This window comes from Bradyrhizobium sp. INPA03-11B, assembly GCF_040446015.1.
Taxonomy (GTDB): Bacteria; Pseudomonadota; Alphaproteobacteria; order Rhizobiales; family Xanthobacteraceae; genus Bradyrhizobium; species Bradyrhizobium macuxiense_A.
On the sequence record NZ_JASGSR010000115.1, the window covers coordinates 1 to 24,818 of the forward strand.

A 24,818-nucleotide genomic window follows, 5' to 3' on the forward strand; every position below is an offset into this window, starting at 1 on the left:
GGTGCAGCCCAGGCCGGTAACCTTAATTTTTCCTTTCGATTGTCGATAAAGTTTTATCGATTATCCTCGTGACAGTTGAGCGGCGTGACGAACCGCACGATGGGAGGCAAAAGCCGAGTGGCTTGACGACCTCTCTGAAATCGAAGGGTGGGCAGAGCGCAGTGCCAGCCACCTTTCGGGCTGTCCGGCGGCGGCCGGCGGGGCAAATCAATTCCTGAAGTGCATTTGATTGCCAGATTGCGGCGTATCTCGCGCCGCATGATGCTTCACAATTGGGATGTTCCAAATGACGTTCGCGCATTTATTGATCGCGGTCGGTGGCGGCTTTTTGCTGCTGGCAGGCTTCGTCGCATTTGCCCTATGGCGAAACGCACTCCATTCGACAGCGCGGATTTAGCAACAGGCGAGATCTGACTCCGGCGGCCTCGCTCATGGGGGTGAGCGAAGCCTACGGGGATGGCCGCACCGCCGCGCGGCCTGACAGCCGAGCACCGCGCCTACAACCTGCCCCAAGGCGACGCGTGCTCGGCTGTTCATTTTCCAAACGGCCTTCATCGTCCTGGCGCCGGGTATGACCATAAGCGCTATGATAGACGATCGCGATCAGGGTGCGACCGCCTCCGGTTTCGATTGTATGCATGGTGTCCTCTGCTGCTGCCATTGCAGAAGCTAAGACAAGGCAGGGCGTCGAAACGTGACTTGCCCTCCGAAGTTTTGCCCGGAGGATATTGCGCCAATTGACCGCCGCTCAGGCGTCGCGGTGGCCGCGGGCTCCTTTGCATGGGGTTGTTTTCGATATTTTGGTGGGAGCCGCCCGCCGGCCGCGGTCCGATCCGAGGGGGAGCCGGACAACCCGTCTATCGCGATCGGGTGTCAGCACCGAGCTCGAACTTGCGGGTGATCGCGATCGCCTCGAGGAACGCCTCGTCGTGGCTCACCACCAGCAGCGCGCCGTCATAGGCGCGCAAGCCGGCCTCTACCGCTTCCATCGATTCGATATCCAGGTGATTGGTCGGCTCGTCGAGGATCAAAAGCTGTGGCGGCCTCACGCCGCCCAGCACGCAGGCGAGGCCGGCGCGGAGCAGCTGGCCGCCGCTCAGGCTGGAGACGGTCTGCAAGGCGGCATCGGCGCGAAACATGAAGCGCGCCAGCGCGGCGCGGCAGGCGTTCTCGCCGGCATCCGGATTGATGCGCCGGAAGTTGTCCAGGATCGAGGCCCGCGCATCGAGCAGGCTGACCGCCTGATCGAACATGGCAAAGCGGGTCATCACCTCGACGGTGCCGCTCGCTGGGGCAAGGTCGCCGCTGACGAGCTTGAGCAGTGTGGTCTTGCCGGTGCCGTTGGGGCCTGTGATCGCGACGCGCTCCGGACCTGAGATAGAGAAGGTGAGACCACGCAGGATCGGCGCGTCCGCGGCATAACCGGCGTCAGCGGCTTCGATCCGCAGCACCATTCGGCCCGCCGGCAGATGCGTCGACGGCAGCTGCACCGAGAACGGTTGCAGCACCTCGATGCGTTGCCGTGCGGCAGTGGCGAGTTCAAGAGCTTGCGTCCGCCGCCGCTCGGCAAGGCGCGCGGCTTCGCCACCACTGTCCTCGCTGCGATCCCGGCGTAGCCCGGCGGCGATCCGCGGCATGTCGCCCTTGGCGCGCTGCTTCGCGCCGGCGCCGTCCTTCCGCGCCTTCCGTTCAGACGCCTCTCTTGCCTTGCGGTCGACCTCGGCGACGCGCTTGTCCGCATCTTCCAGATCGTGCCGTGCCGCCGAGAGCTCGATGGCCCTGCGCGCGCGGTACTGGCTCCAATTGCCGCCGTAGCGCCTGGCTTCCAGCGAGGTCAGTTCGACGATCGCGTCCATCGTCTCCAGCAACTCGCGGTCGTGGCTGACGATGATGGCGCCGTGCCGCCAGCCGGCGAGGAGGTCGATCACCGCTTCGCGTCCGGCGCGATCGAGATTGTTGGTGGGCTCATCGAGCAGCAGAAAGTCGGGCTCTGCAAACGACAGCGCCGCGAGACGCGCCCGGGTCGCCTGTCCGCCTGATAGCATCGCCAGCGGGGCGTCGAGCACGTCGGGCAAATCGACGCGCGCGAGCGCTGCCGCGATGCGCGTGTCGAGCGTCCAGTCGACATCCGCAAGCTCCTCAGCCGTCGCAAGACCCTGTTCGGCGCGGCGCAACGCGGCCAGCGCGCGGCGCGCGCCGAACAGATCGATGACGGATTCGTCCGGCTTCACCTGCACCGTCTGATGCAGCATCGCGACGCGTCCCCGCACCGAGACCGTACCGGCGTGCGGCGCCTGCCGGCCTTCGATCAGGCCGAGCAGTGTCGTCTTGCCGACGCCGTTCCTGCCGACAAGGCCGGTTCGTTCAGGACCGAAACTGAGATCGATATTGGAAAGGAGAACCCGGCCGTCAGGTGCGGACAGGGTCAGATGGGAGAGCGTGATCGATGCTGGCATGGCGATGGATATCCCGGTGGGCAAGGCTGATGGGCGTTGCTGTCCGGATGAAATCCATGGCCGTCGGCATCCTCGAATCGATGATTGATGAGATGTAGTCGCGTATTACGCCGGGATCAAGGCGCGCAGCGAAGCGTCACGCCGCTTCGGCGAAGGTCCAGCGGTCGGGATCGGGTGTGTGGCCGATCAGGGCGAGGCCATAGGCGATCGATTCGAACTGGTCCGCCGAGGTCAGCCGCGCCTCGCCGAAGCGCTCCGCGAACAGGCGCTGCACGGCCGGCACGAACGAGGTGCCACCGGTCAAAAACACCTTCTCGACGTCGCGCGCGGTGATCCCGGATTTCGCCAGCGCCTCGTCGACGGTGGCGCCCAGCCGCTCGATGTCGTCGGCGATCCAGGATTCGAAATCGTCGCGCGTCACGGTCGCGCCGATATCGATGCCTGCGCGGGTAAAGCGGAATTCGACGCGGTCGCGGCTCGACAGCGCGACCTTGGTGTCGGACACGGCGCGGTAGAGCGCGAAGCCGAGATCGTGGTCGACGATGGTGATGAAATCGTGCAGCGGCGCCGGATCAAGCGCGGTGCGCGCCAGCTGCTGCAATTCGCGGAGGTCGCCATTGCCGCGCATCATCGCGAGTTGATGCCAGCGGGCGAGGCTCGAATAATAGTGATTGGGGATCGGCAGCACCTTGTCGAACGAGCGGTAGTTGGTGCCCTTGCCGAGCCGCGGCGAGACGATGTGGTCGACGATGCGGTAGTCGAACGTGTCGCCGGCGATGCCGATGCCGGAATGTCCGAGCGGCTCGGCACGCAGCACGCCGCCCTTGCGCGAGAACCGCATCACGGAGAAGTCGCTGGTGCCGCCGCCGAAATCGGCGACCAGCACGGTGGCGTCGTGATCGAGGCTGCGCGCGAAGGAGAACGCCGCGCCGACCGGCTCGTAGACATAGCGCGCATGGCCGGCGCCGAGTCGCTCGAACGCGGCGCGGTAGCGCTGCATCGCGAGCTCGTCATTCGGATTGCCGCCGGCAAACTTCACCGGACGGCCGACCATGATGGTCGGTGCGCCCAAATCGAACCCTTCGCCGGCATGGCGCGTCAGCGTGCGCAGGAACGCCGCGAGCAAACCCTCGAACTTGTAGCGCTGGCGGAAGATCTGCGTGGTGTTGAAGGCCGAGCTGGCCGCAAACGTCTTGAACGACTGGATGAAGCGATGGATCGTGCGTCCTTCGAGGAACTGCTCGATCGCCCACGGGCCGCCCTCGGCGCGCGGATGCAGGCCGGCGCCCGGCCGCTCCTCCCAGAAGCACAGCGCCGAGACATAGACGCTATGCGTGCGGCCGCCATGGTCGAATCTGACAGCCTCGACGCGGCCATCGCCATCGGCCAGCGCGACCACGGTGTTGCTGGTGCCAAAATCGACGCCAATCGAGACGGCGGGCGGGGCGCTCGACATGTCATGCTCGGAATTTGATGTGAAAGGGGGCGGACCTTTAGCGGCTTTGGCTTGACTTGCCAACCCTTGCCGAGGTCGCGGAACTCATTTTGAGCATGACGTCTCATCACCGCTGCGTCATCGCGGCGGCGAGTTTTGTCGCATCCTGGATGAGTTCAATCCTTCAGCGCGTAAGCGATGACGTAGTCGCCGCGCTTGGTGCCGAACGTGCCGTGGCCGCCGGCCGCGGTGACGACGTACTGCTTGCCGCCAGCCTCGTAGCTCATCGGCGTCGATTGCGCGCCGGCCGGCAGGCGATCTTCCCAGAGCACCTTGCCGTCACGCACGTCGTAGGCCCGGATCGTGTACTCATAGGTCCCGGTGTAGAACGCGACGCCGCCGGCGGTGGTGATCGGCCCGCCCAGCATCGGCACACCCATCTTGAACGGAAGCGGCAGCGGCGTGGTGTCACGGATCGTGCCGTTGGGATGCTGCCAGACGATCTTCATCGTCCTGAGATCGATGGCGGCCATCGAGCCCCATGGCGGCCGGTAGCACGGCACGGACAGCGGCGAGAGGAAGCTCGAAATATCCACGCCGAACGGCGTGCCGTACATCGGCTGCGTTCCGACCTCGCTGCCGACCGGCTTCTCGGCGGTCGGCGCCGGAGGATTTTGCGGGCCGCGCGGAATCAGCCTTGAGGCGAACGGCAGCGACATCGGATTGGCGATGGCGATCTGCCGCACGGGGTCGATCGCGATGCCACCCCATTCGAACATGCCGAGATTGCCGGGGAAGACCAGCGTGCCCTGCAGCGACGGCGGCGTGAACGTGCCCTCGTAGCGCAGGCGATGGAACATGATCCGGCACAGCAACTGGTCGAAGATCGTGCCGCCCCACATGTCGGCGCCGGTCAGCTTCGCTTCCGGGCGGAAGGTCAGTTCGGAGAACGGCTGTGTCGGGGCCGAGCGGTCGCCGGGCGCGGGCCCCTGCGGCACCGCACGTTCCGGCGCCGGCACGATCAACTCGCCGGTCCTGCGATCGAGCACGAAGATGTTGCCCACTTTGGTCGGCTGGATGATCGCGGGAACGACGCCCTTCGCCGTCGTCACATCGACCAGGCTCGGCTGCGAGGGAACGTCCATGTCCCAGAGATCGTGATGCACGGTCTGGTACGACCAGGCGCGCTTGCCGGTGTTGACATCGAGCGCGACGATCGAGCTCGAATAGCGTTCGACCAGCGCATCGCGATTGCCGCCCCAGATGTCGGGTCCGTTGTTGCCGGTCGGGATGTAGACCAGATTCAATTTCGGATCGAACGAGGCCGTGATCCAGGAATTCGGCGAGCCGTTGGTGTAATGCCGCGTCGGCGACGGCAGCGCGTTCTCGTCGGCTGCGGCGGAGTCCCAGGCCCAGACCAGTTTGCCGGTGTAGACATCGAAGCCGCGGATCACGCCCGAAGGCACCTCGACCGCGTAATTGTCGATCACCGCGGCGGCGACGACCACGATCCTGTCGCTGACGACAGGCGGTGACGTCGGCTCGAAGAAGCCGGCGGTTGTGATCCCCATCCCCTGCTGCAGATCGAGGATGCCGTGATCGGCAAAGCTCTCGCAGAGTTTGCCGCTGTCGGCATCGAGCGCGATCATGCGCCCGTCATTGACCGGCAGGAAGATCCGCCGCGGGCATTCGGTGGGCGCCGGGCTGCCGCTGGAGTCGACGGCGCCCTGTGCGGTCTCGTGATAGGAGACCCCGCGGCAGGTCATGTGCTGGAAGGTCTTGTTGTGCACGAGCTTGGGATCGTAGCGCCAGCGCTCGGTGCCGGTCTTGGCGTCGAGCGCGAACAGCACCTGATGCTGCGAGCAGAGATAGAGCGTATCGTGCACCTTGATCGGGGTGACCTCGAAGGTGGTCTCGCCGGAATCGTCCGGCGTCTTGACGTCGCCGGTGCGGAAGGTCCAGGCGACCTTGAGGTTGGCGACATTGTCGGGCGTGATCTGCTTCAGCGGCGAATAGCGCTGTCCGAATTGCGTGCGGCCATAGGCGCGCCAGTCGCCATCCGGCTGCGGGTCGGCTTCGCTTTGCTGCACGGCAGCGCCGGCCTCCGCGATCGTGCCGTCGACGTCGTGATAGCTCGTCAGCAGCCCGGCCACGAGGACGGCTGCTGACGCCACGACGCCGATCCAGAGCGGCGCCGTCGCGCGCGCGTAAGACGCCGGCTCGCCTCGCGTCAGGGCGCGAACGATCACCGGCGTCAGCAGCCAGAGCGCCATCGGGAAGACGATGTCGCCGCGCGCCGCGAGCGGCCACCAGTCGAATCGCACCTCGTCAACGGCCCACGCCAGCGTGCCGACCAGCACGATCGCAAACAGCCATAGCGCGGAACGGCGCTGCATCAGCAACAACGCCGCCGTGGCGAGGATGCCGACGCCGAGGACAATGTAGAAGATGGACCCACCCAAGGCGGCGAGCCAGATCCCGCCGGCCGCGAGGACCAGGCCGATCAAGGCGTAGACGATAGCTGTGATGAAGACTGCCCTGGATCGCTGCATGGTCGCTCCGGTGCGCAAGAGGGACCGGGCTTGTCGTGCAAGCGCAACAGACCGTGTCCGCCTTCGAGGACTGTGGTTCAGCCAATCGCAACTTGCAACCTGGAACTGCGGCGTGGATGCGCCACAAGTGCGCAAAGTTGCCATGCGAAACCCGCCGCGGGAAAAATCGTTCAAAATGCAACGCATTGTTCGACGAGGAGCAATCGGCCCACGGCGCTGACGCAAAGGTGAGGGGGCTTCAGCGAATTTTGACTCGACGTACCCTTCCAGTCCCTTGCAGGCGCTGCTCTATACCGTCGGGCAGATTTCACCGCTGAAAGCTGGCTCGCAGGAGAAGTACAATGACATTGAACCCTACAGCCAAGAATTATCGCGTCGCGGTCGCCGCCTACGAGGCGGGCCGGCCCAGTTACCCCGCGGAGATCGTCGCCGCGCTGCCGCTTCAGACCGCGCGCTGTGTCGTTGATCTTGGCGCCGGAACCGGCAAGTTCACCCGGCTGCTGCTTCCGCATCTATCCGAGACCGCCCGTCTGGTCGCCATCGAGCCCGTCGCCGAGATGTCGGCGAAGCTCGCGACCGAGGCAGGGGTCGAGGTCATCAACACGCGCGCCGATGCGATCGGACTTGAGACCGGCAGCGTCGATCTCGTCACCTGCGCGCAGGCCTTTCACTGGTTCGACAATGAAGCGTCGGTTGCCGAGATCGCGCGCTTGCTGCATCCCGGGGGGACGCTTGCGCTGGTCTGGAACAACCGGGATGACCGCGCGCCATGGGTCGATGCGTTATCCGTCATGATTGAAAAATACGCCGGGGATACGCCCCGGCAACGCTCCGGTCGCTGGCGATGGATATTGAAGGACCCTCGCTTCGTGCTCGAGAAGGAGATCGTGCAGGACCATCCGCACCGGATGGCACGGCAAGGCGTCTATGAGCGCGTCGTGTCGACGAGCTATGTCGCCAATCTTCCCGATACGGAGAAGGCGGGCATTCGCGACAAGACCGACGCTATTCTCCGTGAGGCCGGTCTGGGGGATGCCGACGAGGTGGTGTTTCCCTATGTCACGCAGCTGTTTCTGCTGAAGCGCGCCTAGACGCCGCTATTGCACGGCACGGCCTTGCTCGACGGCCTGCTTCAGGCGCGGCAGCGTCATGCGCCAGTAAAAAGCAACATGCTTCGCGCCGGAGTCTGCGCCGATTTCCCATCCGTTGCCGCGGCGGATCGGCGATGGCGGCACTTGCTGGGTGACGGTCAGCACCGTGTCGCTGCCGTCGGCCGCGAGCGTCATCGTGATCGTCGCATAGCATTGCGGAACGTCCGGCAGGCCGGAGACCTGTGACCAATAGGAGTATTCGAGAAGTATTGGTGGTTCGACACAGAGGACGCGGCCCTTGTCGCGATAGCGCTTCGCGCCGATCTCCGCCTCGATCTCGATCGGCGCGCCGATCTGCCAATCGGTCCTGAAATGCGCATTGCGCCAGGTCTCGCCCGCATTGGGATCCATGATCGCAGCCCACACCGGCTTTGGATCCGCGGCGATGCGGATCGACTCGGTCACGGATTGCAAAGCCAGGGGTTCGTCCGTCATCGCATGCTCATTTGCCGCCCACGATCTTCCATTTTCCATCCGCGCCACGCCGCAGCGCGGGATCGCCGATGCGGATGTGTTGCGCCAGAAAATCGATGAAGGCGCGCACCCGCGCCGGCAGTGGGCCGGCATGGCCGACATAGACCGCGTGGATGTCCTCGCGGTCGCCGGGATTGAGGTTTTGCAGCACCGGGACCAGGCGCCCGGCCTCGATGTCGGGGCCGATGTGGAACAGCGCCAGGCGCGCCACCCCGATGCCGCCGAGCGTGAGCTGGCGCGCGGTCTCGCCGTCGCTGGCGCGGGCGACCGGCGGCGGCAGCGCCTCCTCGATCTTTTCGGCGCGGCGGAACGGCCAGCCGCGGATGCTGCGCGGAAAGGTCCAGCCGATGCCGCGATGCGCGGCGAGGTCGGCCGGGGTCTTCGGCGTGCCGAAGCGGGCGAGATAAGAGGGCGCGGCGACCACCGCCATGCGGCTGGTGCCGAGCTTGCGCGCGATCAGCCGTGAGGCGCCGAGCGGGCCGGCGCGGATCGCGACATCGGCGCGCTCCTGCATCAGATCGACCAGCGTGTCGGTCAGCACGATGTCGAGCGTGATGTCGGGATGCTCGCGCATGAAGCGCGGCAGCAGCGGCATCACATACAGCATGCCGAACGGGATGTTGCTGTTCACGGTGAGATGGCCGCGCGGCACGCATGAGGCAGCCTCGCGTTCGGCCTCATCGATATCGGCAAGGATACGCTGCGCGCGCTGATAGAACGCCTGGCCTTCCTCGGTCAGTTGCAGCTTGCGGGTGGTGCGGTTGACCAGCCGCGTGCCGAGCCGGGTCTCGAGCCGGGAGACCAGCTTGCTGACGCCCGACGGCGTCTGGCGCAGGCTGTTCGCGGCTGCCGTGAAGCCGCCGAGATCGACGACGCGGACGAACACGTCCATCTCGCCGGAGCGGTTGGTGTCTATTCGGGCCATCTTGAATTCACGTCACAAATGATTGGATTGCGGCCATTCTAATCCTTCCGCGCCCGGACCGCTATGTCGCATTGCGGAATCCTCATCCTCCGGAGCGACACATGCCTCTCGCAGTCCTTGCCTTGACCGCCGGTGCCTTTGGCATCGGCACCACCGAATTCCTCATCATGGGGCTGTTGCTGCAGGTCGCCGCCGACATGCACGTGTCGGTCTCCGCGGCCGGGCTGCTGATTTCCGGCTACGCGCTCGGCGTGTTCGTCGGCGCGCCGATCCTCACCCTCGGCACGCGGCGGATGCCACGCAAGGCGGTGCTGCTGGCGCTGATGGCGATCTTCACGCTCGGCAATGCGGCCTGCGCGCTGGCGCCGAACTACGAGCTGCTGATGGCAGCACGCATCCTGACCTCGCTGGCGCACGGCACCTTCTTCGGCGTCGGCTCGGTGGTGGCGACCAGCCTCGTCCCGGAGGACAAGCGCGCATCGGCGATCGCCACGATGTTCATCGGCCTCACGGTCGCGACCCTGCTCGGTGTGCCCTTCGGCGCCTGGTTCGGCCTGATGCTCGGCTGGCGCGCAGCGTTCTGGGCGGTGGCTGCGATCGGCGTGGTCGCGTTCATCGTGCTGACGATGCTGGTGCCTGGCCATGTCGGCGCCAAGGACAAGCCGGCGCCGCTGCGCGAGGAGCTTGCCGTGCTTGGCCGCCCGCAGGTGCTGCTCGGGCTTGCCATGACGGTGTTCGGCTTCGGCGGATTGTTCGCGGTCTTTACCTATGTACAGCCGATCCTGACGCGGCTGACCGGATTTTCCGATGCCGCGGTGTCGCCGATCCTGCTGGTGTTCGGCGCTGGCCTTGCGATCGGCAATGTCGCGGGCGGACGGCTCGCCGACAAGGGATTGGCGCGTGCGTTGCTGGTGTCGCTCGGCGGGCTCGCCGCGGTGCTTGTCGCGCTGGCGGCGGTGGTCTCGATCAAGGCATTGGCGGTGGCGCTCTTGTTCGTGCTCGGCATCGCCGCGTTCGCGACCGTCGCGCCGTTGCAGCTTCGGGTGCTCGAAGCCGCCGGCGCGGAAGGCCGCACGCTGGCCTCCAGCCTGAACATCGCGGCCTTCAATCTCGGCAACGCGCTCGGCGCCTGGGCCGGCGGCGTGACCATCGATCGCGGCCTCGGTCTCGGCGCGCTGCCGCTGGTGGCGGCGCTCATCACAGCGATCGGGCTGTTGCTCGCGCTGTGGAGCCTGCGCCTCGATCGGCCGGTCGTGCTGGCCACGCAATGACCGGCGGAATGAAGGGCATCACAGGGAGTATGACCATGGAATACCGCAATCTCGGCGCATCCGGCCTGAAGGTCCCGGCGCTCAGCTTCGGCACCGGCACCTTCGGTGGCCAGGGACCGTTGTTCTCCGCCTGGGGCCGCAGCGACGCCAGCGAGGCACGGCGGCTGGTCGACATCTGCCTCGAGGCCGGCGTCAATCTGTTCGACACCGCCGATGTCTATTCGAACGGTGCGTCGGAGGAGATCCTCGGCGCCGCGATCAAGGGTCGCCGCGACAAGGTTTTGATCTCGACCAAGACCGGGTTGCCGATGGGTGACGGCCCGCTCGATGCCGGCACGTCGCGCTATCGCCTCGTCGCTGCGGTCGACACCGCCTTGCGCAGGCTCGGCACCGATTACATCGATCTTCTGCAACTCCATGCCTTCGACGCTTTCACGCCGATCGACGAGGTGCTGTCGACGCTCGACACGCTGGTGCGCGCCGGCAAGCTGCGCTATGTCGGCGCCTCGAATTTCTCCGGCTGGCATTTGATGAAATCGCTTGGGATCGCCGAGCGGCACGGCTGGCCGCGCTATGTGGCGCACCAGGTCTATTATTCGCTGGTCGGGCGCGACTATGAATCCGAGCTGATGCCGCTCGCACTCGATCAGGGCGTCGGTGCGCTGGTCTGGAGTCCGCTCGGCTGGGGTCGCCTCACCGGCAAGATCAGGCGCGGCCAGCCGCTGCCGAAAAATAGCCGTTTGCATGAGACCGCGCAGTTCGGACCGGCGGTCGACGATGAAAGACTCTACACGATCGTCGATGCGCTGGACGCCGTCGCCGCCGAGACCGGCCGCACTGTGCCCCAGATGGCGATCGCCTGGTTGCTCACCCGTCCGAGCGTGTCATCCGTCATCATCGGCGCGCGCGATGAGGCACAGCTGCGCGACAATCTCGGCGCGGTCGGCTGGTCGCTGTCACCGGAGCAGATCGCGCGTCTCGACAAGGCAAGCGCGATGATGCCGGCCTATCCCTACTACCCCTACCGCATCCAGGAGGGCTTTGCCCGGCTCAATCCGCCGCCGGTGTAGACCGAACGCCGGCAAGCGGCAGCGCACGGTGCAAGCTCACGCCTCGAGCTTGGTCTCGCACACTTGTCGGCGGTACTCCGCCGGCGTCACGTTCATATGCTGCCGGAACACACGATTAAGGTGGCTCTGATCGGCGAAGCCTGCGAGCAGCGCGATCTCCTTCAGCGCCACGCGATCCCTGCGCAGATGCTTGCACGCATGCTCTACCTTGCGCCGCAGGACGTAAGCATGCGGCCGCATGCCGTAGTGGACGCGGAACTTGCGCGCGAATTGCACCGGCGTGCAGTTGCAGATGGTCGCAAGCTCCTCCAGCGTGATATTCCGGAAGATGTTCTGCTCGACATAGTCCTCGATCAGCCGCGCATGCGCCGGCCTGAACCTGCCCTGCGCGCAGGGCATCTTGAACTCGATCGCGGCGTATTTGCGCAGGATGTGCACGCTCGCTTGCAGCGCCAGCGCGTCGTAGCAGAGGCGGCCGCCCGGCCCGCCGGCGGCGACTTCCTGGACCATCTGGTCGTTGATCCAGGTCAGCATCGGATCCTCGACCTTGAGCAAATCGTGAAGCTCGACCGTCTCGGCGTCGCGGTCGAAGGCCTCGCTCGCCGTCTTCGTCATCAGGGCAGGAGAGATGTAGAAATGCGTGACCTCGATGTCATTCTTCCAGTGCCAGCTTGACGGCTCTGCGCGCGTCAAAAGCGACGTGACGCCGCGGCCGACGTGATCCTGCTTCCACGCGCTGCCGACACGGCGGTTCATCGACGTCACGCCGTCGCGATAAAGCACCAGGAGGAAGTTCTCCGATGGCGGGACCCAGATGTCTGATGGCGCGTAGCGGAAGATGCGCAGCCGGAAATCGTTGCGGCCGACCTGTGAACTGTCCAGCTTCAACTCGCCGGGAGCGTAGCGCGGCAGTTCCTCGACCGTGATCAACTGGCCCATCGCGCGAGCCTCCTCCCTGGAAACCATCGGCGGTTGACCGCTTCTTTTTGTCTTTTTGGCCGGACGGCTGAGCCCAGAATAGGCCGCTTTCGCCGTTTGCCAAGGAGACCAATGGCCGACCGGCGATTGCGGCCGCGTTCCAGAGATTGTCGGTTTCATCCAAGCGCCGGAAGCCGCAAGCGCCATAGCCTCCTGCGCGTCCCGGCGGCTCCATCCATGCCGCCGGGGCCCAGATTGGCGCAACGCACCGTCATCCCGCGATGCAGCGGATGGGAAAGGGCGTGCGAGAAACCACACAGGAGGAAACCATGACTGCGACCGCAATCAGGTCCAATGGAAGCAATGGCGCGCACGCGACGTCCAAGTTCGACGCCGTGGTGATCGGCGCCGGCGTAGCCGGCCTTTATCAATTGTTCCGCCTGCGCGAGCAGGGCTTGAAGGTCAGGGCCATTGACGCGGGGTCAAGCGTCGGCGGCACCTGGTACTGGAACCGCTACCCCGGCGCGCGCTTCGATTCCGAAGGCCACACCTATCAGTATCTATTCTCCGAGGAGCTCTACAAAGGCTGGAGCTGGAGCGAGCGGTTTCCGGGCCAGCCGGAGATCGAGCGCTGGCTGAACTATGTGGCCGACCGCCTTGACCTCAAGAAGGACATCCAGTTCGGCACCACGGTGAAGAGCGCGCATTTCGACGAGGCGACGCAGCGCTGGCAGGTGACGACGGACAAGGGTGAAGTGATCGACACCCAGTTCCTGGTCACCTGCTGCGGCATGCTTTCCGCCCCGCACGTGTCGTTCCCGGGACAGGAGACGTTCAAGGGCAAGCTGTTCCATACCGCGCGCTGGCCCAAGGGCCCGATCGAGTTCGCCGGCAAGCGTGTCGGCGTGGTCGGCAACGGCGCCACCGGAATCCAGGTGATCCAGTCGATCGCCGGCGAGGTCGGCCATCTCAAGGTGTTCATCCGCACCCCGCAATACATCATCCCGATGAAGAACCCGAAATGGGATGCGTCGGATGCCGAGGCCTACAAGTCGAAGTTCAAATTCCTCACCGAACGGCTGCCGAAGACGTTCACTGGCTTCGAGTTTGACTTCGAGCACGCCTGGGCCGACCTGTCGCCGCAGCAGCGCCGCAAGGTGGTCGAGGATTGCTGGAACGATGGATCGCTCAAATTGTGGGTGTCGTCCTTCGCCGAGCTGTTCTTCGACGAATCCGTCAACGCCGAGATCACCGAATTCGTGCGCGAAAAGATGCGCGAACGGATCAAGGATCCCAAACTGTGCGAGCAACTGATCCCGGCCGATTACGGCTTCGGCACCCACCGGGTGCCGCTGGAAAGCAATTTCCTCGAGGCGTTCCATCGGCCGAATGTCGAGATCGTCGGCGTCAAGGACAATCCGATCGCCCGCATCACGCCGGAGGGCATCCAGACCGCCGACGGTACGGTGCACGAATTCGACGTCATCATCCTGGCGACCGGGTTCGATGCCGGCACCGGCGCATTGACGCGGATCGATATCCGCGGCCGCGACGGCCGTTCGCTGAAGGAGGATTGGGGCCGGGATATCCGCACCACCATGGGCCTGCAGGTTCACGGCTATCCGAACCTGTTCACGACGGCGGTGCCGCTCGCGCCTTCAGCTGCGCTTTGCAACATGACCACCTGCCTGCAGCAGCAGGTCGAGTGGATCGACGATTGCATCAAATACATGCGCGGCAACAACCTGAACGTCATCGAGCCGTCGAGGGATATCGAGGATCAGTGGGTCGCGCATCATGATGAGACCGCCAACGCGACACTGATCGCCAAGACCAACTCCTGGTACCTCGGCTCGAATGTCGAGGGCAAGCCGCGCCGTGTGCTGTCCTATTGCGGCGGCGTCGGCACCTATCGCCAGAAATGCGACGAGGTCGCCGCGAGCGGCTATCGCGGTTTCGCGATGCAATAGGCCCGATCGCGATTGGATTTCGTAGCCCGGATGGAGCGAAGCGTAATCCGGGACCAGTGACACCGGCTGCACCAACCCCGGATTTCGCTCCGCTCCATCCGGGCTACGCAGGTCAACATCATAAAAATATGGAGGAAAACAATGAGCACGAACTTCAGTGCGGCAGCAGATGCAATTCTCGACGGCGTCGTGACCTCGAATCCACGCGTCCCCGGTGTGGTTGCGATGGTGACCGACCGGCATCGCAACATCTATGAAGGCGCCGCCGGCAAGCGCCGGCTCGACCAGCCGGCCGACATGACGACCGACAGCGTGTTCGCCATCTTCTCGACCACCAAGGCGATCACGGGCACCGCCGTCCTGCAACTCGTCGAGGAGGGCAAGCTCGATCTCGACGCGCCGGCCAAGACCTATGCGCCCGACATCGGCAAGCTCCAGGTGATCGAGGGCTTTGACGACAAGGGCGAACCGGTGTTGCGTGCACCGAAGCGCGACATCACGACGCGGATGCTGATGGTGCATAGCGCGGGGCTGGGCTACGACTTCATCAATCATACCTACAATCGCCTCGCGCAGGAGAAGGGACAACCGAGTGTCATCACGGCGTCGAAGGCGTCGCTGATGACACCTCTGCTGTTCGATCCGGGCGAGCGGTGGGAGTATGGCACCAACATGGATTGGTGCGGCCAGATCGTCGAGGCGATCACCGGAAGGCGGCTCGGAGAAGTCTTCAAGACGCGGATCTTCGAACCGCTCGGCATTCAGGATACCACGTTCGAGCTCACCGATGCGATGCGCCGCAAGCTTGCGGGCATTCATGCCCGCAACGCCGACGGCTCGCTGACGCCGATGGATTTCGAATTGCCGGCCAATCCGGAAATCCACATGGGCGGCCACGGGCTTTACGGCACCATCGGCGACTACATGCGCTTCATCAGGATGTGGCTGAATGACGGGGCCGGCGAGCACGGCCGCGTCCTCAAGGCCGAGACCGTGCGGATGGCCGAGAAGAACCACCTCGGCAACAACAAGGTCACCGCGATCACCGGCGTGATCACGTCTCTGGCCAACGATGCCGAGTTCTTCCCCGGCCAGTCGAAGTCCTGGGCGTTGAGCTTCATGATCAACGACGAGCAGGCGCCGACCGGCCGTCCCGCCGGCGCGCTCGGCTGGGCCGGTCTCGCTAATTTGTTCTACTGGATCGATCGGCAGAACGGCTTCGGCGGATACTGGGCGACGCAGATCCTCCCCTTTGGCGATCCGACATCCTTCATCGGCTACATCAATTTCGAAACGGCGTTCTATGAATCCCTGCGGCTGCGCAAGGCGGGCTAAAGCATGATCCGGAAAAATGCGAAGCGGTTTTCCGACAAGATCATGCTTAAACAATGAGCTAAAGCACGATGACGATCGACCCAATCTCATCGTGCTTCAGCGCGTGATCCGCAAAAGCGCGATGACGATTGAGCCCGATCGCATCGCGCTTTTTGCCGCCTGCCGCGGCGATCTCGGCCCGATCAGCAGGATGGCTGCACCTTCGGAAACACCATGCGCATGCAGGCGCCGCCGGACGGCGCCTGATCGACCTCGATCCGGCCGCCATGCAGGCGCATGATGGACTGCACCAGGTCGAGGCCGAGGCCGGCGCCGCGCCCGCCCGGATGCAGTCGGCGGAATGGCTCGAGGATCTGCTCGCGCTCCTCGGGCGGAATGCCGTCGCCGTCGTCGCAGACCTCGATCCGCCCTGATGTCGTCACGCGGACCAGGATCGTGCCGCGCCGCTGCCCGTGGTCGATGGCGTTCTGCACGAGGTTGGTGAGGGCACGCTCGAGCGAGGTCTGGTCGCCGGTCACCATGGTGGTCTCGTCCGCGTGCTCGAACGACATTTCATATCCCGCCGCGAAGGCGAGCGGCGCGAGGTCGAGCACGACCTGCCGTGCGACGCCGACGAGATTGACGGGACCGAACGTGTCGGCGCGCTGATCGAGCCGTTGCAGATCCAACAGCTGACCGGCCATGACGCTCAGCCGGGTGGCGTCCTCGAGCAGGTAGGTCTTCTCCGGCCCAGCCTGCAGCGAAGCCACCCGGGTCGAGAGGATCGCGATCGGCGTGCGCAGCTCGTGGGCGGCATCGGCCAGGAAGCGGCGATGGCGCTCGTAACCCTTGTCGAGGCGGTCGAGTGCGGCATTGATCGCCTTGACCAGCGGGGTGATCTCGATCGGCACCTTGTCGAGCGGCAATTGAACGCCGCGCTGGTCGATGTCGATGCGTTCAGCCTGCGCCGCGACCTGCGCGAGGCCATTCATGGCCCGGCGCACCACGAACGGGGTCGCGACCAGCGTCGCCAATGTCATCAGCACGACGATCGGCAGGATCATGTTGAGGAACAGCAGCGGCGTGCTCTCCAGCGCGCGCCACATCGAGAGCTCGCCGTAGGTGCCGGTCAGGATCTGGATCCGTCCTGCCGAGGTGTCGACCCATTTGACGAGGCCCGCGGGGCGCGCGGCTTCCGCGGCGTTCCATTTGAGCCGCGCCTCGCTCACCTGATCGAGGCTTGATGCGATCGGCGCGAATTGCGCGGGCACCGCGCCCTCGGAGAGCTGGTGCCCCTCGCCATCGCGGATGACGAACCAGAGATCGGCATGCTCGGCGCGCAACGCGGCGAGCTCCGGCGTCCGGCGCAGCGTCAGGCTGCCCGTTTCATCGCGGGTGATGGCGTCGCGCAGCGTATCGAGCGTGCTGCCTTCGTACTCGCCGATCAAGAGCCCCGCCCGCAGCAGCCCGATCGCGGCCGCTCCGATCAGCAGGATCAGAAGGGTCAACGTGACGGCCTGCAGGCCCGCGAGACGCCCGATCAGCCGCCAGGTGAGGGATCGCGGTCGCAGCACGCTCACGGTGTCTCTCGCAGCACATAGCCAAGGCCGCGAACGCCGTTGATCGCGACGCCGGCGTCTGCTTCCGTGAGCCTGCGGCGCAAGCGCGACACGTGGGTGTCCAGCGCATTGGGCTGCACGTCGTCGTCGAGGCCGTAGACCGCCTCCATCAGCGCGGAGCGCTGCACCATGCGTCCCATCCGTTGCAGCAGCGCCTCGAGCACCAGCCGTTCGCGACGCGGCATCTCCAAGGGGCGCCCATCGACGCTGGCCTCGCGATGGGCGAAGTCGAACGACAGGCGGCCGATCCGCGCGGCGTGCTGCTGCACATTGGCGGGCCGGCGCAGCAGTGCGCGCAACCGTGCCAGCAGCTCCTCGAACGCAAACGGTTTGCCGAGATAATCGTCTGCACCACAATCGAGGCCCGAGATCCGGTCCGCGAGCTCGCCGCGGGCGGTCAGCACCAGCACCGGCACCGTGTTGCCGCTGGCGCGCAGCTTCGGAATCAGCGACAGCCCGTCGCCATCGGGCAATTGCCGGTCGAGCACGATCGCATCATAGCTGCCAGTCGCGGCAATCGCCTCGGCTTCCGACAGGTCCGGCGCGTGATCCACCAGCATGTCGTGGCGCGCGAGTGCCGCACGCAGCGCTGCGACCATTTCCGGCTGGTCCTCCACCAACAGCACGCGCATTCGTCGTCTTTGTCCCTGCATCGATCTGTCGGCTTTATGTCCGATTCATTGCGGCAACCTTGCGGTTTGCTCCGCGCCAATGCGTCGCGGCGTGAAATTTCGCATGCGTGCGCATTCGCGACAGGCTGGCGCAAGCTTCGCATGAGACAGAGGCCTCGATCGGAGCGGGCCGAATCGTCCCGTCACCGACCGACACGCTCAACCGGCGGGAGCCGACCACCCACGATGGTGGCGCCTGCCATGTGAAAGATACGGGAATGGCCTTGTCAACGAATCCGCGGCGCGAGACGCGCAACGCGCCCAGCATGCGGGAGCTCCAGCATGTCAGCCGCTGACATCCGGCCGTTCTTCCGCGCCTGGGTGCGCAATCCGATGCGTGTCGCCGCGGTCGCGCCGTCCGGGCCCGCCGTCTCGTCCCTGATCACGCAGGAGATCACGGCGGACATCGGTCCGGTGATCGAGCTTGGCCCCGGCACCGGCGTCTTCACCAGTGCGTTGCTGAAGCGCGGCGTGAGGCAACAGGATCTCACGCTGGTGGAGTACGGCTCCGAGTTCATCCCGCTGCTGCAGGGGCGCTTCCCGGGCGCCCGGGTGCTCTGGATGGATGCCGCCTGGCTGTGGAGGGAGAGGCTGTTCGAAGGGGCGCCGGTCGGTGCTGTCGTGAGCGGGCTCGGGCTTCTCATCATGCCGCCGGAGAAGGTCACGACGATCCTCGATGCCGCCTTCCGCTATCTCCGCACAGGCGGTGCCTTCTACCAGATCACCTATGGTCCGCGTTGTCCGGTCGCAGACGCGATCCTGGATCGCCTCGATCTGCAAGCGAGCTGCATCGGGCAGACGTTCCGCAACCTGCCGCCGGCGTCCGTGTACCGGATCAGCCGCCGCCACCCCCACGCTTGATCGAGGCGTCATGGACACGTCGAGCACGATTGCAATGTTCCTGCACTTCGGCCTGGTGGGCGTTGGCTGCCTTGCCGTTGCCGAGAAGTTCATCCCGTTGCTGCCGTCCTACGTGCTGCTGATGCTGCTCGGGCTGACGGTCTCCGATGGCACGATGCTGGCGATGACCATCCTGGCGACCAGCGCCGGGTCGGTCATCGGCGCGATCGGCTGGTACGGGCTCGGGCGTGCGCTCGGTTCGCGGCGCATCGAAGGCTTGGTGACGCGCTATGGCAAGTTCGTGCTGCTGCGGCCCTCGCTCTACCAGCAGCTCACGGATGCCTATCGCGGCAATCATTTCTGGGTGACGCTGATCGGCCAGACCCTGCCCACGGTGCGGATCTATCTGGCGCTGCCCGCCGGCGTGTTGCGGCTGGAGCCGCGCGCCTTCGTGATGGCGACGGCGCTAGGCACCGTGATCTGGAACATGCCGTTTCTCACGCTGGGTTATGCGCTGCGCGGCAGCGGCCATGATCCGGTCAGCCTCGGCTTCTGGGTGGTGGTCGTCCTGATCGCCGTGGAGGTGGCGCTCTTCCTGGGCTTCCGTTTCTACAAGCGCTCGCTCGCGCCGCGGCCCTTCGCGAAGCCGCTCGCGCTCCCCTCGCGCGTGCCAATGGAGGGAGGCGCATGAAAGTCCTGCTGTCCCGCCTGCGGCCCAGCTCGCACACGCTCGAGTGTGCCGCGGCCGCATTGCTGGTGCTGGCCGCAAGCTATCAGTTCGGTGTCGCGGCGTCCGGTGGGCGATATCGCGCGGCCGAGTTCGCGCTGCTGGTGCTCGCGGCAGGGATCTACTGGCATCGCGCGATCTTCCGGCGATGCGCCAGCCGGGACGTCACCAGGGTTCTCGCCGGATTGGCCGAGGCCATGGCGACGGCATTTCGGCGGGATGGCAGCGAAGCAGGAGACGTCCCAGTCCAGGTCGGCGGCGATCGCGCCGGCGCGGCGCGGCTCTCGTCGCGGCATCCCGTCAGGGTCAGAAGCCTGTTCATCTCCGACGTCCATCTCGGAACCAGAGGGTGCCAGGCCGAGCGATTGATCGACTTCCTTCGGCACCACGATGCCGAAACCGTGTTCCTGGTCGGCGACATCGTCGATGGCTGGTGCCTGCGCTCGAGCTGGTACTGGCCCACTGCGCACAATGACGTCGTGCGGGAGCTGATCGAGTTCGCGCAACGGGGCCGGCGCCTGGTCTACATACCCGGCAATCACGACGAATTCCTGCGCGACTATACCGGTGCGGCGTTCGGCGGCGTCGAGGTCGTCGAACGCGCGATCCATCGTGGTCTCGACGGCCGCGACTACCTCGTCGTTCACGGTGATCATTTCGATCTCGTGGTGCGGCACGCGCGATGGCTCGCACTGATCGGCGATGTCGGCTATCGGGCCGCGCTGGCCTCCAACGTCTGGCTCAACCGGATCAGGCGCCAATTCGGGTTCGGCTATTGGTCGTTCTCGTCCTGGGCGAAGTTGCGGGTCAAGAATGCGGTCAACCACATCGGCCGGTTCGAGGAGGTGCTATCCTCCGAGGCCAGGCGCCGCAACGTTCAGGGCATGATCTGCGGTCACATCCACCACGCGGCGATGCACGATGAGTTCGGCGTGCGCTACATCAATACCGGGGACTGGGTGGAATCCTGCACCGGCGTCGTCGAGCGCTATGACGGGCAGTTTGAAATCGTTCGGTGGACGGATCCGCAGCCGACGTCGAACGCGGCAGACTTCGCGCCGCTCGCGGAGGCGGTCGCCTGATGCGTGTCCTGGTGGCAACCGACGCCTGGCGGCCGCAGATCAATGGTGTGGTCCGCTCGCTCGAATACCTCGCCAGCGAGGCGCCGTTGCTCGGCGCGGAGATCAGCTTTTTGACGCCGGCCGATTTCCGCACCGTGCCGTTGCCGGGCTATCCGGAGATCCGACTTGCGCTGCCGTCGATCAGGCGCATCGCGCGCGCGATCGACGCGGCACGCCCGGACTCGGTGCATATCGCGACCGAAGGTCCGATCGGCTGGATCAGCCGCCATGTCTGCCAAACGCGCGGCTATCCGTTCACGACCAGCTACCACACCCGCTTTCCCGAATATCTCGCTGCGCGGCTGCCGGTGCCGCAGCGCTGGAGCTATGCGGCGCTACGCCGCTTCCACAATGGTGGCGACGGCATCATGGTCGGCTCGCCGTCGCTCGAGCAGGCGCTGAAAGCCCATGGCTTCCGTAGGTTGATGCCATGGTCGCGCGGTGTTGACGCCGAGCTGTTCTGCCCGCGCACGGAGCGGCCGCTCAACTTCCCGGCACCGGTGTTTCTCTACGTCGGCCGCGTCGCGGTCGAGAAGAACCTCGACGCCTTTCTCGGTCTCGACCTGCCGGGCTCGAAAGTCGTGGTCGGGGATGGGCCGCTGCGCGGCAGCTTGCAGGCGCGGTTTCCGCAGGTTCATTTTCTCGGGACGCGGACGGGGCGGGCGCTCGCCGATGTCTATGCGTCGGCCGATGTCATGGTGTTTCCGAGCCTGACCGATACGTTCGGGATGGTGCTGCTCGAGGCGCTGGCCTGCGGCGTACCGGTCGCGGCGTTTCCGGTGATGGGGCCGCTCGACGTGATCGGCAAATCAGGCTGCGGATGTCTCGATCACGATCTGCGCCGCGCGGCGCTCGGGGCGCTGCGTGTGCCGCGCGAGAAATGCCGCGCCCATGCCTTGACCTTCACCTGGCGGGAAAGCGTGCGGCAGTTCCTCGACAATATCGGCCGGGCGCACGCCTCGCCGGCGCGCGCGGTCGTCGCGGGAGGATGAAGCTCGCCTTCGACGACTAGCTCCCTAGCAGCTCCGTGATCAGTCCCGCTGCCTTGATCCCGGTGCCGCTGATGATGACGACGGAGCGCTCCGCCGGCCGGATCGCGCCGCGGTCCTTCAGGACGTCGAGCGCGGCGGCGGCCGAGGCCGAGGTCGGCTCGACGAACAGGCCGGTCAACGCCAGCCGCTTCAGTGCGGCGACAATGCCGTCTTCGGGGATCGCGACCGTACCGCCGCCGCTCTCCTTCAGCGCCGCGATCATCTGCTTCAGGCGCAGCGGATGCTTGATCGCGGTGCCTTCGGCGATGCTCTTGTGGACCGGGCGATCGATCGGCGTGTCGACACCGGCCGTGAAGCTGGCATCGACCGGCGAGCAATTGAGCGGTTGGGCCCCAAACAACCGCGGCAGCCGCGTGATCTGCCCGGCCGCCAGCAGTTCCTTGAAGCCGATATAGCAGCCGAGCAGGCTGCTGCCGGCGCCGACCGGCATGATGACATTGTCGGGCGCGGTGAAGCCGAAATCTTCCCAGATCTCGTAGGCCAGCGACTTGGTGCCCTGCAGGAAGAAGGGCTGCCAGTTGTGGCTGGAGTAGAAGATCTGCTTCGACTGGCGGATCGCCTCCGCTTCGGATTCCTCGCGCGGCCCTTCGACCAGCTGCACCTCGGCGTCGAAAGCGTGCATCTGCGCCACCTTCATCGGCGATGTCGTCGCCGGCGCCAGGATTTTCACCCGCATGCCGCCGGCCGCGCCGTAGGCTGAAACGGACGCGCCGCCGTTGCCGGAAGAGTCCTCCAGCACCGCGTCGACGCCGAGCTGGCGCAGGAATGACAGCATCACCGTGGTGCCGCGATCCTTGAAGCTCGCGGTCGGGTTGAACCATTCGAGCTTGAAATACGGCCGCAGGTCGTCCCATTCCTTCTCGACCGCAGGCGTGCAGCCTTCGCCCATCGTGATCGGCTGCTTGATCTCGACCGGCAGCGCCGCGCGATAGCGCCACAGCGACCGCGTCCCGCGATCGATGTCGTCGCGAGAGATGCCGGGCAGCGGCGTGACGAGCAGCGGTTTGCCCTCGTCGGAGCACCAGCGCGGCACATCCAGCGGGTAGAGCTTTCCGTTGAGCGGGTCGATATAGCTGGGTGATGGCATCTCGGTTCAGTCCTCAAGGGGCGGGCGCCCCTTCCGGCAGGTTCATTGCGGCCCGATTATGCCACCAAGTCGGCAAGTGCACACGTGCCGTACCGAACAGATCATAGGCCGATCCTGCGACGAACAGGCATCGATTTGCGGGGACCGGCAGCTCATCGAGCGCGAGCTGATAGGGTTGCGGCTGCGGCTTGTAATAGCCGGCGCGCTCGGCCGTCACGAACACGGTGAGAGGGACGCCGAGGCGGTCGGCGGCGATGCGGCCGAGCCGCTCCGAGCAGTTGGTCACGACGCCGAGCGCGACACCGGCATCGTGCAGCGTTCGCAGAACATAGCGAACCTCGGGCCAGGGATCGAGCTCCGCATAGCGTGCGCCAAGCTCGGCGGCGCGCTCGACCGGCAGCCCGACATTGCGCGCCGCCTCGCCCACCAGATCCTCATAAGGCCGATAATGCCCGGTGGCATAGGTGTTCTTGAGATACTCGGCGCGCCAGCGCAGCCCGGCTTCGTCGGAGCCGGCGACCGTGTTCCAGAGCGTCCAGCTGTCGAGCAGCGCGGTCAAGAGATCGAACAGAACGGCGTCATAGGCTCGGGTCATGGGCTGCGCTACGTCTCCTACCATCCGCGAAACCGCTCCCATTGCCTGACGGTGCCGGAGCCGGCAGCGATGACGTGATAACGGTCGTGCTGCGCTCCCGTCGCGCAGGCGTGGTTCGGCAGGACGCGCACCTTCGTGCCGACCGGCAGCGTCACCTGCGTCGCGGTGCTGCCGGGACGAAGCGCGATGATGCCGTGCTCCTGATTGGTCTCGGTCACGATCAGGTCGGGATAGGGCCGTCCATCGACGTCGCAGACGATGCCGTAGCCCAGGTCGATCGGCTGTTTCGCGGTGCCGCGATCGCGCGACAGCGCCATCCAGCCCGCATCGATGAAGGTCCAGCCGCGATCGGCGCGATGGCCGATCACCGTCGCGAGCACCGACAGCGCGATGTCCTCGACCGCGCAGACCCCGATCCCGGCCATCACCAGGTCGAACATCACGAAGACGCCGGCGCGCACCTCGGTGACGCCATCGAGCCGGCGCGCGAAATGCGCCGTCGGCGTCGAGCCGACGCTGACGACGGGACAGGGCAGTGCGGCTGCGCGCAATGCCTCGGCGCAGGCAACTGCGGCGGCGCGCTCCTGCTCGGCCGCCTGCTCGAGCGCCGCCACGCTGCGGCAGGAATAGGATTCTCCGGCATGCGCCATGACGCCGCGCAGTTCGGCCCCGCCTTGATGCAGCGCGCGGCCGATCTCGGCCAGCTGCGGGTCACTTGCGCCGACCCCGGCGCGATGGCCGTCGCAATCGATCTCGATCAGCACGGGAATGCGGTCGTTCGTTGCGCGCGCCATCGTGGTGACCGCCGCCGCCTGCTCGAGGCTGTCGAGCACCACGGACAGGTCCACGCCCTGCCGCCGCAGCGCGGCGACGCGATCGAGCTTCTGCGGCGCGATGCCGACGGCATAGAGGATGTCTTTCACACCGGCCGCGGCAAAGACCTCGGCCTCCTGCAGGGTCGAGACCGCCGCCGGGCCGGCTGCGCTGTCCATCACGGCGCGTGCCGCCGGAATTGATTTTGCGGTCTTCAGATGCGGACGCAGCGGCACGCCGAGCCGCGATAGCCGCGTCTTCAGGCGGGCGATGTTGTGCAGCATCCGGTCTTCATCGAGGACGAGACAGGGCGTCTCGATCCCGGCGAGCGGATGCGGTGCGTTCAGGACAGGGGCTGATGACATGCCGCGAGACTAGCCGTTTCCATGCTAAGTTCAATTTACCGAATGTCATTCTTAGATTAAGTCTGCGCTTAATGATCTCGACCGACGACATCCGCTTCTTCACGGCCATCGCTGCGGCCCGGTCACTCGCGGCCGCGGCGCGGGCGCTCGACGTGACGCCATCGGCGGTCTCGCAGCGGCTGCAGAGCCTCGAACAGCGGCTGGGTGTCCAGCTGGTCAGCCGTTCGGCACGGCGGTTGACGCTGACCGATGAGGGCGAGCTGCTGGTGCTGCGCGGCGGCGCGCTGCTCGACGAGGCGACCGAGCTGACCGAGGCGCTGCAGGCGCGTCGCGGCACCATCGCCGGCCATCTGAAGATCCTTGCGCCGCTCGGCTTCGGACGGCGCTACATC

The 24,818-nt window shown here is 65.8% G+C and carries 21 protein-coding genes; 10 read left to right on the forward strand and 11 right to left on the reverse strand.

Annotated elements, in window-relative coordinates:
* Positions 1-857: 857 nt before the first annotated feature.
* The 3 genes from QMZ05_RS32655 to QMZ05_RS32665 form a co-directional block, all read right to left on the reverse strand.
* The gene (locus tag QMZ05_RS32655; protein ID WP_353704493.1) at positions 858-2,456 is read right to left on the reverse strand and encodes an ABC-F family ATP-binding cassette domain-containing protein; all 1,599 of its coding nucleotides are present in this window, start codon (positions 2,454-2,456) and stop codon (positions 858-860) included.
* Between the two features lie 136 nt (positions 2,457-2,592).
* A complete protein-coding gene (locus QMZ05_RS32660) occupies positions 2,593-3,912 on the reverse strand; it encodes an Hsp70 family protein (protein ID WP_353704494.1) in 1,320 nt (439 codons plus the stop codon).
* Positions 3,913-4,067: 155 nt separating this feature from the next.
* Positions 4,068-6,443: a glucose/quinate/shikimate family membrane-bound PQQ-dependent dehydrogenase gene (locus QMZ05_RS32665; protein WP_353704495.1), complete on the reverse strand. Its 2,376-nt coding sequence runs from the start codon at positions 6,441-6,443 to the stop codon at positions 4,068-4,070.
* 341 nt (positions 6,444-6,784) lie between these two features.
* Here QMZ05_RS32665 and QMZ05_RS32670 point away from each other — a divergent pair, with 341 nt between their 5' ends.
* A complete protein-coding gene (locus tag QMZ05_RS32670) occupies positions 6,785-7,534 on the forward strand; it encodes a class I SAM-dependent methyltransferase (protein WP_353704496.1) in 750 nt (249 codons plus the stop codon).
* Positions 7,535-7,540: 6 nt separating this feature from the next.
* On the opposite strand, the gene QMZ05_RS32675 is transcribed toward QMZ05_RS32670, so the two are convergent.
* Both QMZ05_RS32675 and QMZ05_RS32680 read right to left on the reverse strand, forming a co-directional pair.
* Complete coding sequence (locus tag QMZ05_RS32675) at positions 7,541-8,029, reverse strand: SRPBCC domain-containing protein (protein ID WP_353704497.1); 489 nt, start codon at positions 8,027-8,029, stop codon at positions 7,541-7,543.
* Between the two features lie 7 nt (positions 8,030-8,036).
* On the reverse strand, positions 8,037-8,993 hold the full coding sequence (locus QMZ05_RS32680; RefSeq protein WP_353704498.1) for a LysR family transcriptional regulator: 957 nt from the start codon (positions 8,991-8,993) through the stop codon (positions 8,037-8,039).
* 101 nt (positions 8,994-9,094) lie between these two features.
* Here QMZ05_RS32680 and QMZ05_RS32685 point away from each other — a divergent pair, with 101 nt between their 5' ends.
* Together QMZ05_RS32685 and QMZ05_RS32690 are read left to right on the forward strand one after the other, a co-directional pair.
* Positions 9,095-10,264, forward strand: coding sequence for an MFS transporter (locus tag QMZ05_RS32685; protein ID WP_353704499.1), 1,170 nt, complete (start codon positions 9,095-9,097; stop codon positions 10,262-10,264).
* 35 nt (positions 10,265-10,299) lie between these two features.
* Complete coding sequence (locus QMZ05_RS32690) at positions 10,300-11,334, forward strand: aldo/keto reductase (RefSeq protein ID WP_353704500.1); 1,035 nt, start codon at positions 10,300-10,302, stop codon at positions 11,332-11,334.
* A 36-nt stretch (positions 11,335-11,370) separates the two neighbouring features.
* Here QMZ05_RS32690 and QMZ05_RS32695 read toward each other — a convergent pair whose 3' ends face one another.
* Positions 11,371-12,273: an AraC family transcriptional regulator gene (locus QMZ05_RS32695; RefSeq protein ID WP_353704501.1), complete on the reverse strand. Its 903-nt coding sequence runs from the start codon at positions 12,271-12,273 to the stop codon at positions 11,371-11,373.
* A gap of 308 nt (positions 12,274-12,581) precedes the next feature.
* On the opposite strand from QMZ05_RS32695, the gene QMZ05_RS32700 reads away from it, so the two are divergent.
* Entirely contained in the window at positions 12,582-14,222 is a 1,641-nt protein-coding gene (locus QMZ05_RS32700; RefSeq protein ID WP_353704502.1) for an NAD(P)/FAD-dependent oxidoreductase, read from the forward strand.
* A gap of 141 nt (positions 14,223-14,363) precedes the next feature.
* Positions 14,364-15,557, forward strand: coding sequence for a serine hydrolase domain-containing protein (locus tag QMZ05_RS32705; RefSeq protein ID WP_353704503.1), 1,194 nt, complete (start codon positions 14,364-14,366; stop codon positions 15,555-15,557).
* 182 nt (positions 15,558-15,739) lie between these two features.
* On the opposite strand, the gene QMZ05_RS32710 is transcribed toward QMZ05_RS32705, so the two are convergent.
* Together QMZ05_RS32710 and QMZ05_RS32715 are read right to left on the reverse strand one after the other, a co-directional pair.
* A complete protein-coding gene (locus QMZ05_RS32710) occupies positions 15,740-17,107 on the reverse strand; it encodes a HAMP domain-containing sensor histidine kinase (protein WP_353704512.1) in 1,368 nt (455 codons plus the stop codon).
* Between the two features lie 5 nt (positions 17,108-17,112).
* Entirely contained in the window at positions 17,113-17,787 is a 675-nt protein-coding gene (locus QMZ05_RS32715) for a response regulator transcription factor (RefSeq protein WP_353704504.1), read from the reverse strand.
* Positions 17,788-18,108: 321 nt separating this feature from the next.
* Between QMZ05_RS32715 and QMZ05_RS32720 the strand changes: the two genes are divergently transcribed.
* The 4 genes from QMZ05_RS32720 (at position 18,109) to QMZ05_RS32735 (ending at position 21,506) form a co-directional block, all read left to right on the forward strand.
* The gene (locus QMZ05_RS32720; RefSeq protein WP_353704505.1) at positions 18,109-18,687 is read left to right on the forward strand and encodes a methyltransferase domain-containing protein; all 579 of its coding nucleotides are present in this window, start codon (positions 18,109-18,111) and stop codon (positions 18,685-18,687) included.
* Between the two features lie 10 nt (positions 18,688-18,697).
* On the forward strand, positions 18,698-19,357 hold the full coding sequence (locus QMZ05_RS32725) for a DedA family protein (protein ID WP_353704506.1): 660 nt from the start codon (positions 18,698-18,700) through the stop codon (positions 19,355-19,357).
* Positions 19,358-19,707: 350 nt separating this feature from the next.
* Positions 19,708-20,475: a UDP-2,3-diacylglucosamine diphosphatase gene (locus tag QMZ05_RS32730; RefSeq protein WP_353704513.1), complete on the forward strand. Its 768-nt coding sequence runs from the start codon at positions 19,708-19,710 to the stop codon at positions 20,473-20,475.
* Positions 20,475-21,506: a glycosyltransferase family 1 protein gene (locus QMZ05_RS32735; protein ID WP_353704507.1), complete on the forward strand. Its 1,032-nt coding sequence runs from the start codon at positions 20,475-20,477 to the stop codon at positions 21,504-21,506. Before QMZ05_RS32730 ends, QMZ05_RS32735 begins: the two co-directional genes overlap by 1 nt.
* Positions 21,507-21,522: 16 nt before the next feature.
* Here the strand turns inward: QMZ05_RS32735 and QMZ05_RS32740 are convergent, their stop codons facing one another.
* From QMZ05_RS32740 to QMZ05_RS32750, 3 genes are read right to left on the reverse strand one after another with little or no spacing between them, the layout of a single operon-like run.
* Positions 21,523-22,653 (reverse strand): threonine synthase, encoded by a 1,131-nt coding sequence (locus QMZ05_RS32740; RefSeq protein ID WP_353704508.1) that lies wholly within the window; start codon positions 22,651-22,653, stop codon positions 21,523-21,525.
* Between the two features lie 13 nt (positions 22,654-22,666).
* Positions 22,667-23,248: an HAD-IA family hydrolase gene (locus QMZ05_RS32745; RefSeq protein ID WP_353704509.1), complete on the reverse strand. Its 582-nt coding sequence runs from the start codon at positions 23,246-23,248 to the stop codon at positions 22,667-22,669.
* A 17-nt stretch (positions 23,249-23,265) separates the two neighbouring features.
* Positions 23,266-24,426: a DSD1 family PLP-dependent enzyme gene (locus QMZ05_RS32750; RefSeq protein ID WP_353704510.1), complete on the reverse strand. Its 1,161-nt coding sequence runs from the start codon at positions 24,424-24,426 to the stop codon at positions 23,266-23,268.
* Between the two features lie 71 nt (positions 24,427-24,497).
* On the opposite strand from QMZ05_RS32750, the gene QMZ05_RS32755 reads away from it, so the two are divergent.
* Positions 24,498-24,818, forward strand: a 321-nt coding sequence (locus QMZ05_RS32755) for a LysR family transcriptional regulator (protein WP_353704511.1), incomplete at its 3' end; no start/stop codon positions are given.

Coding starts and splice junctions, on each gene's coding strand:
- QMZ05_RS32670 (WP_353704496.1), top strand. CDS start 6,785: ATGACATTGAACCCTACAGCCAAGAATTATCGCGTCGCGGTCGCCGCC.
- QMZ05_RS32680 (WP_353704498.1), bottom strand. CDS start 8,993: ATGGCCCGAATAGACACCAACCGCTCCGGCGAGATGGACGTGTTCGTC.
- QMZ05_RS32675 (WP_353704497.1), bottom strand. CDS start 8,029: ATGACGGACGAACCCCTGGCTTTGCAATCCGTGACCGAGTCGATCCGC.
- QMZ05_RS32740 (WP_353704508.1), bottom strand. CDS start 22,653: ATGCCATCACCCAGCTATATCGACCCGCTCAACGGAAAGCTCTACCCG.
- QMZ05_RS32695 (WP_353704501.1), bottom strand. CDS start 12,273: ATGGGCCAGTTGATCACGGTCGAGGAACTGCCGCGCTACGCTCCCGGC.
- QMZ05_RS32700 (WP_353704502.1), top strand. CDS start 12,582: ATGACTGCGACCGCAATCAGGTCCAATGGAAGCAATGGCGCGCACGCG.
- QMZ05_RS32655 (WP_353704493.1), bottom strand. CDS start 2,456: ATGCCAGCATCGATCACGCTCTCCCATCTGACCCTGTCCGCACCTGAC.
- QMZ05_RS32715 (WP_353704504.1), bottom strand. CDS start 17,787: ATGCGCGTGCTGTTGGTGGAGGACCAGCCGGAAATGGTCGCAGCGCTG.
- QMZ05_RS32720 (WP_353704505.1), top strand. CDS start 18,109: ATGTCAGCCGCTGACATCCGGCCGTTCTTCCGCGCCTGGGTGCGCAAT.
- QMZ05_RS32660 (WP_353704494.1), bottom strand. CDS start 3,912: ATGTCGAGCGCCCCGCCCGCCGTCTCGATTGGCGTCGATTTTGGCACC.
- QMZ05_RS32735 (WP_353704507.1), top strand. CDS start 20,475: ATGCGTGTCCTGGTGGCAACCGACGCCTGGCGGCCGCAGATCAATGGT.
- QMZ05_RS32665 (WP_353704495.1), bottom strand. CDS start 6,443: ATGCAGCGATCCAGGGCAGTCTTCATCACAGCTATCGTCTACGCCTTG.
- QMZ05_RS32725 (WP_353704506.1), top strand. CDS start 18,698: ATGGACACGTCGAGCACGATTGCAATGTTCCTGCACTTCGGCCTGGTG.
- QMZ05_RS32690 (WP_353704500.1), top strand. CDS start 10,300: ATGGAATACCGCAATCTCGGCGCATCCGGCCTGAAGGTCCCGGCGCTC.
- QMZ05_RS32750 (WP_353704510.1), bottom strand. CDS start 24,426: ATGTCATCAGCCCCTGTCCTGAACGCACCGCATCCGCTCGCCGGGATC.
- QMZ05_RS32745 (WP_353704509.1), bottom strand. CDS start 23,248: ATGACCCGAGCCTATGACGCCGTTCTGTTCGATCTCTTGACCGCGCTG.
- QMZ05_RS32705 (WP_353704503.1), top strand. CDS start 14,364: ATGAGCACGAACTTCAGTGCGGCAGCAGATGCAATTCTCGACGGCGTC.
- QMZ05_RS32685 (WP_353704499.1), top strand. CDS start 9,095: ATGCCTCTCGCAGTCCTTGCCTTGACCGCCGGTGCCTTTGGCATCGGC.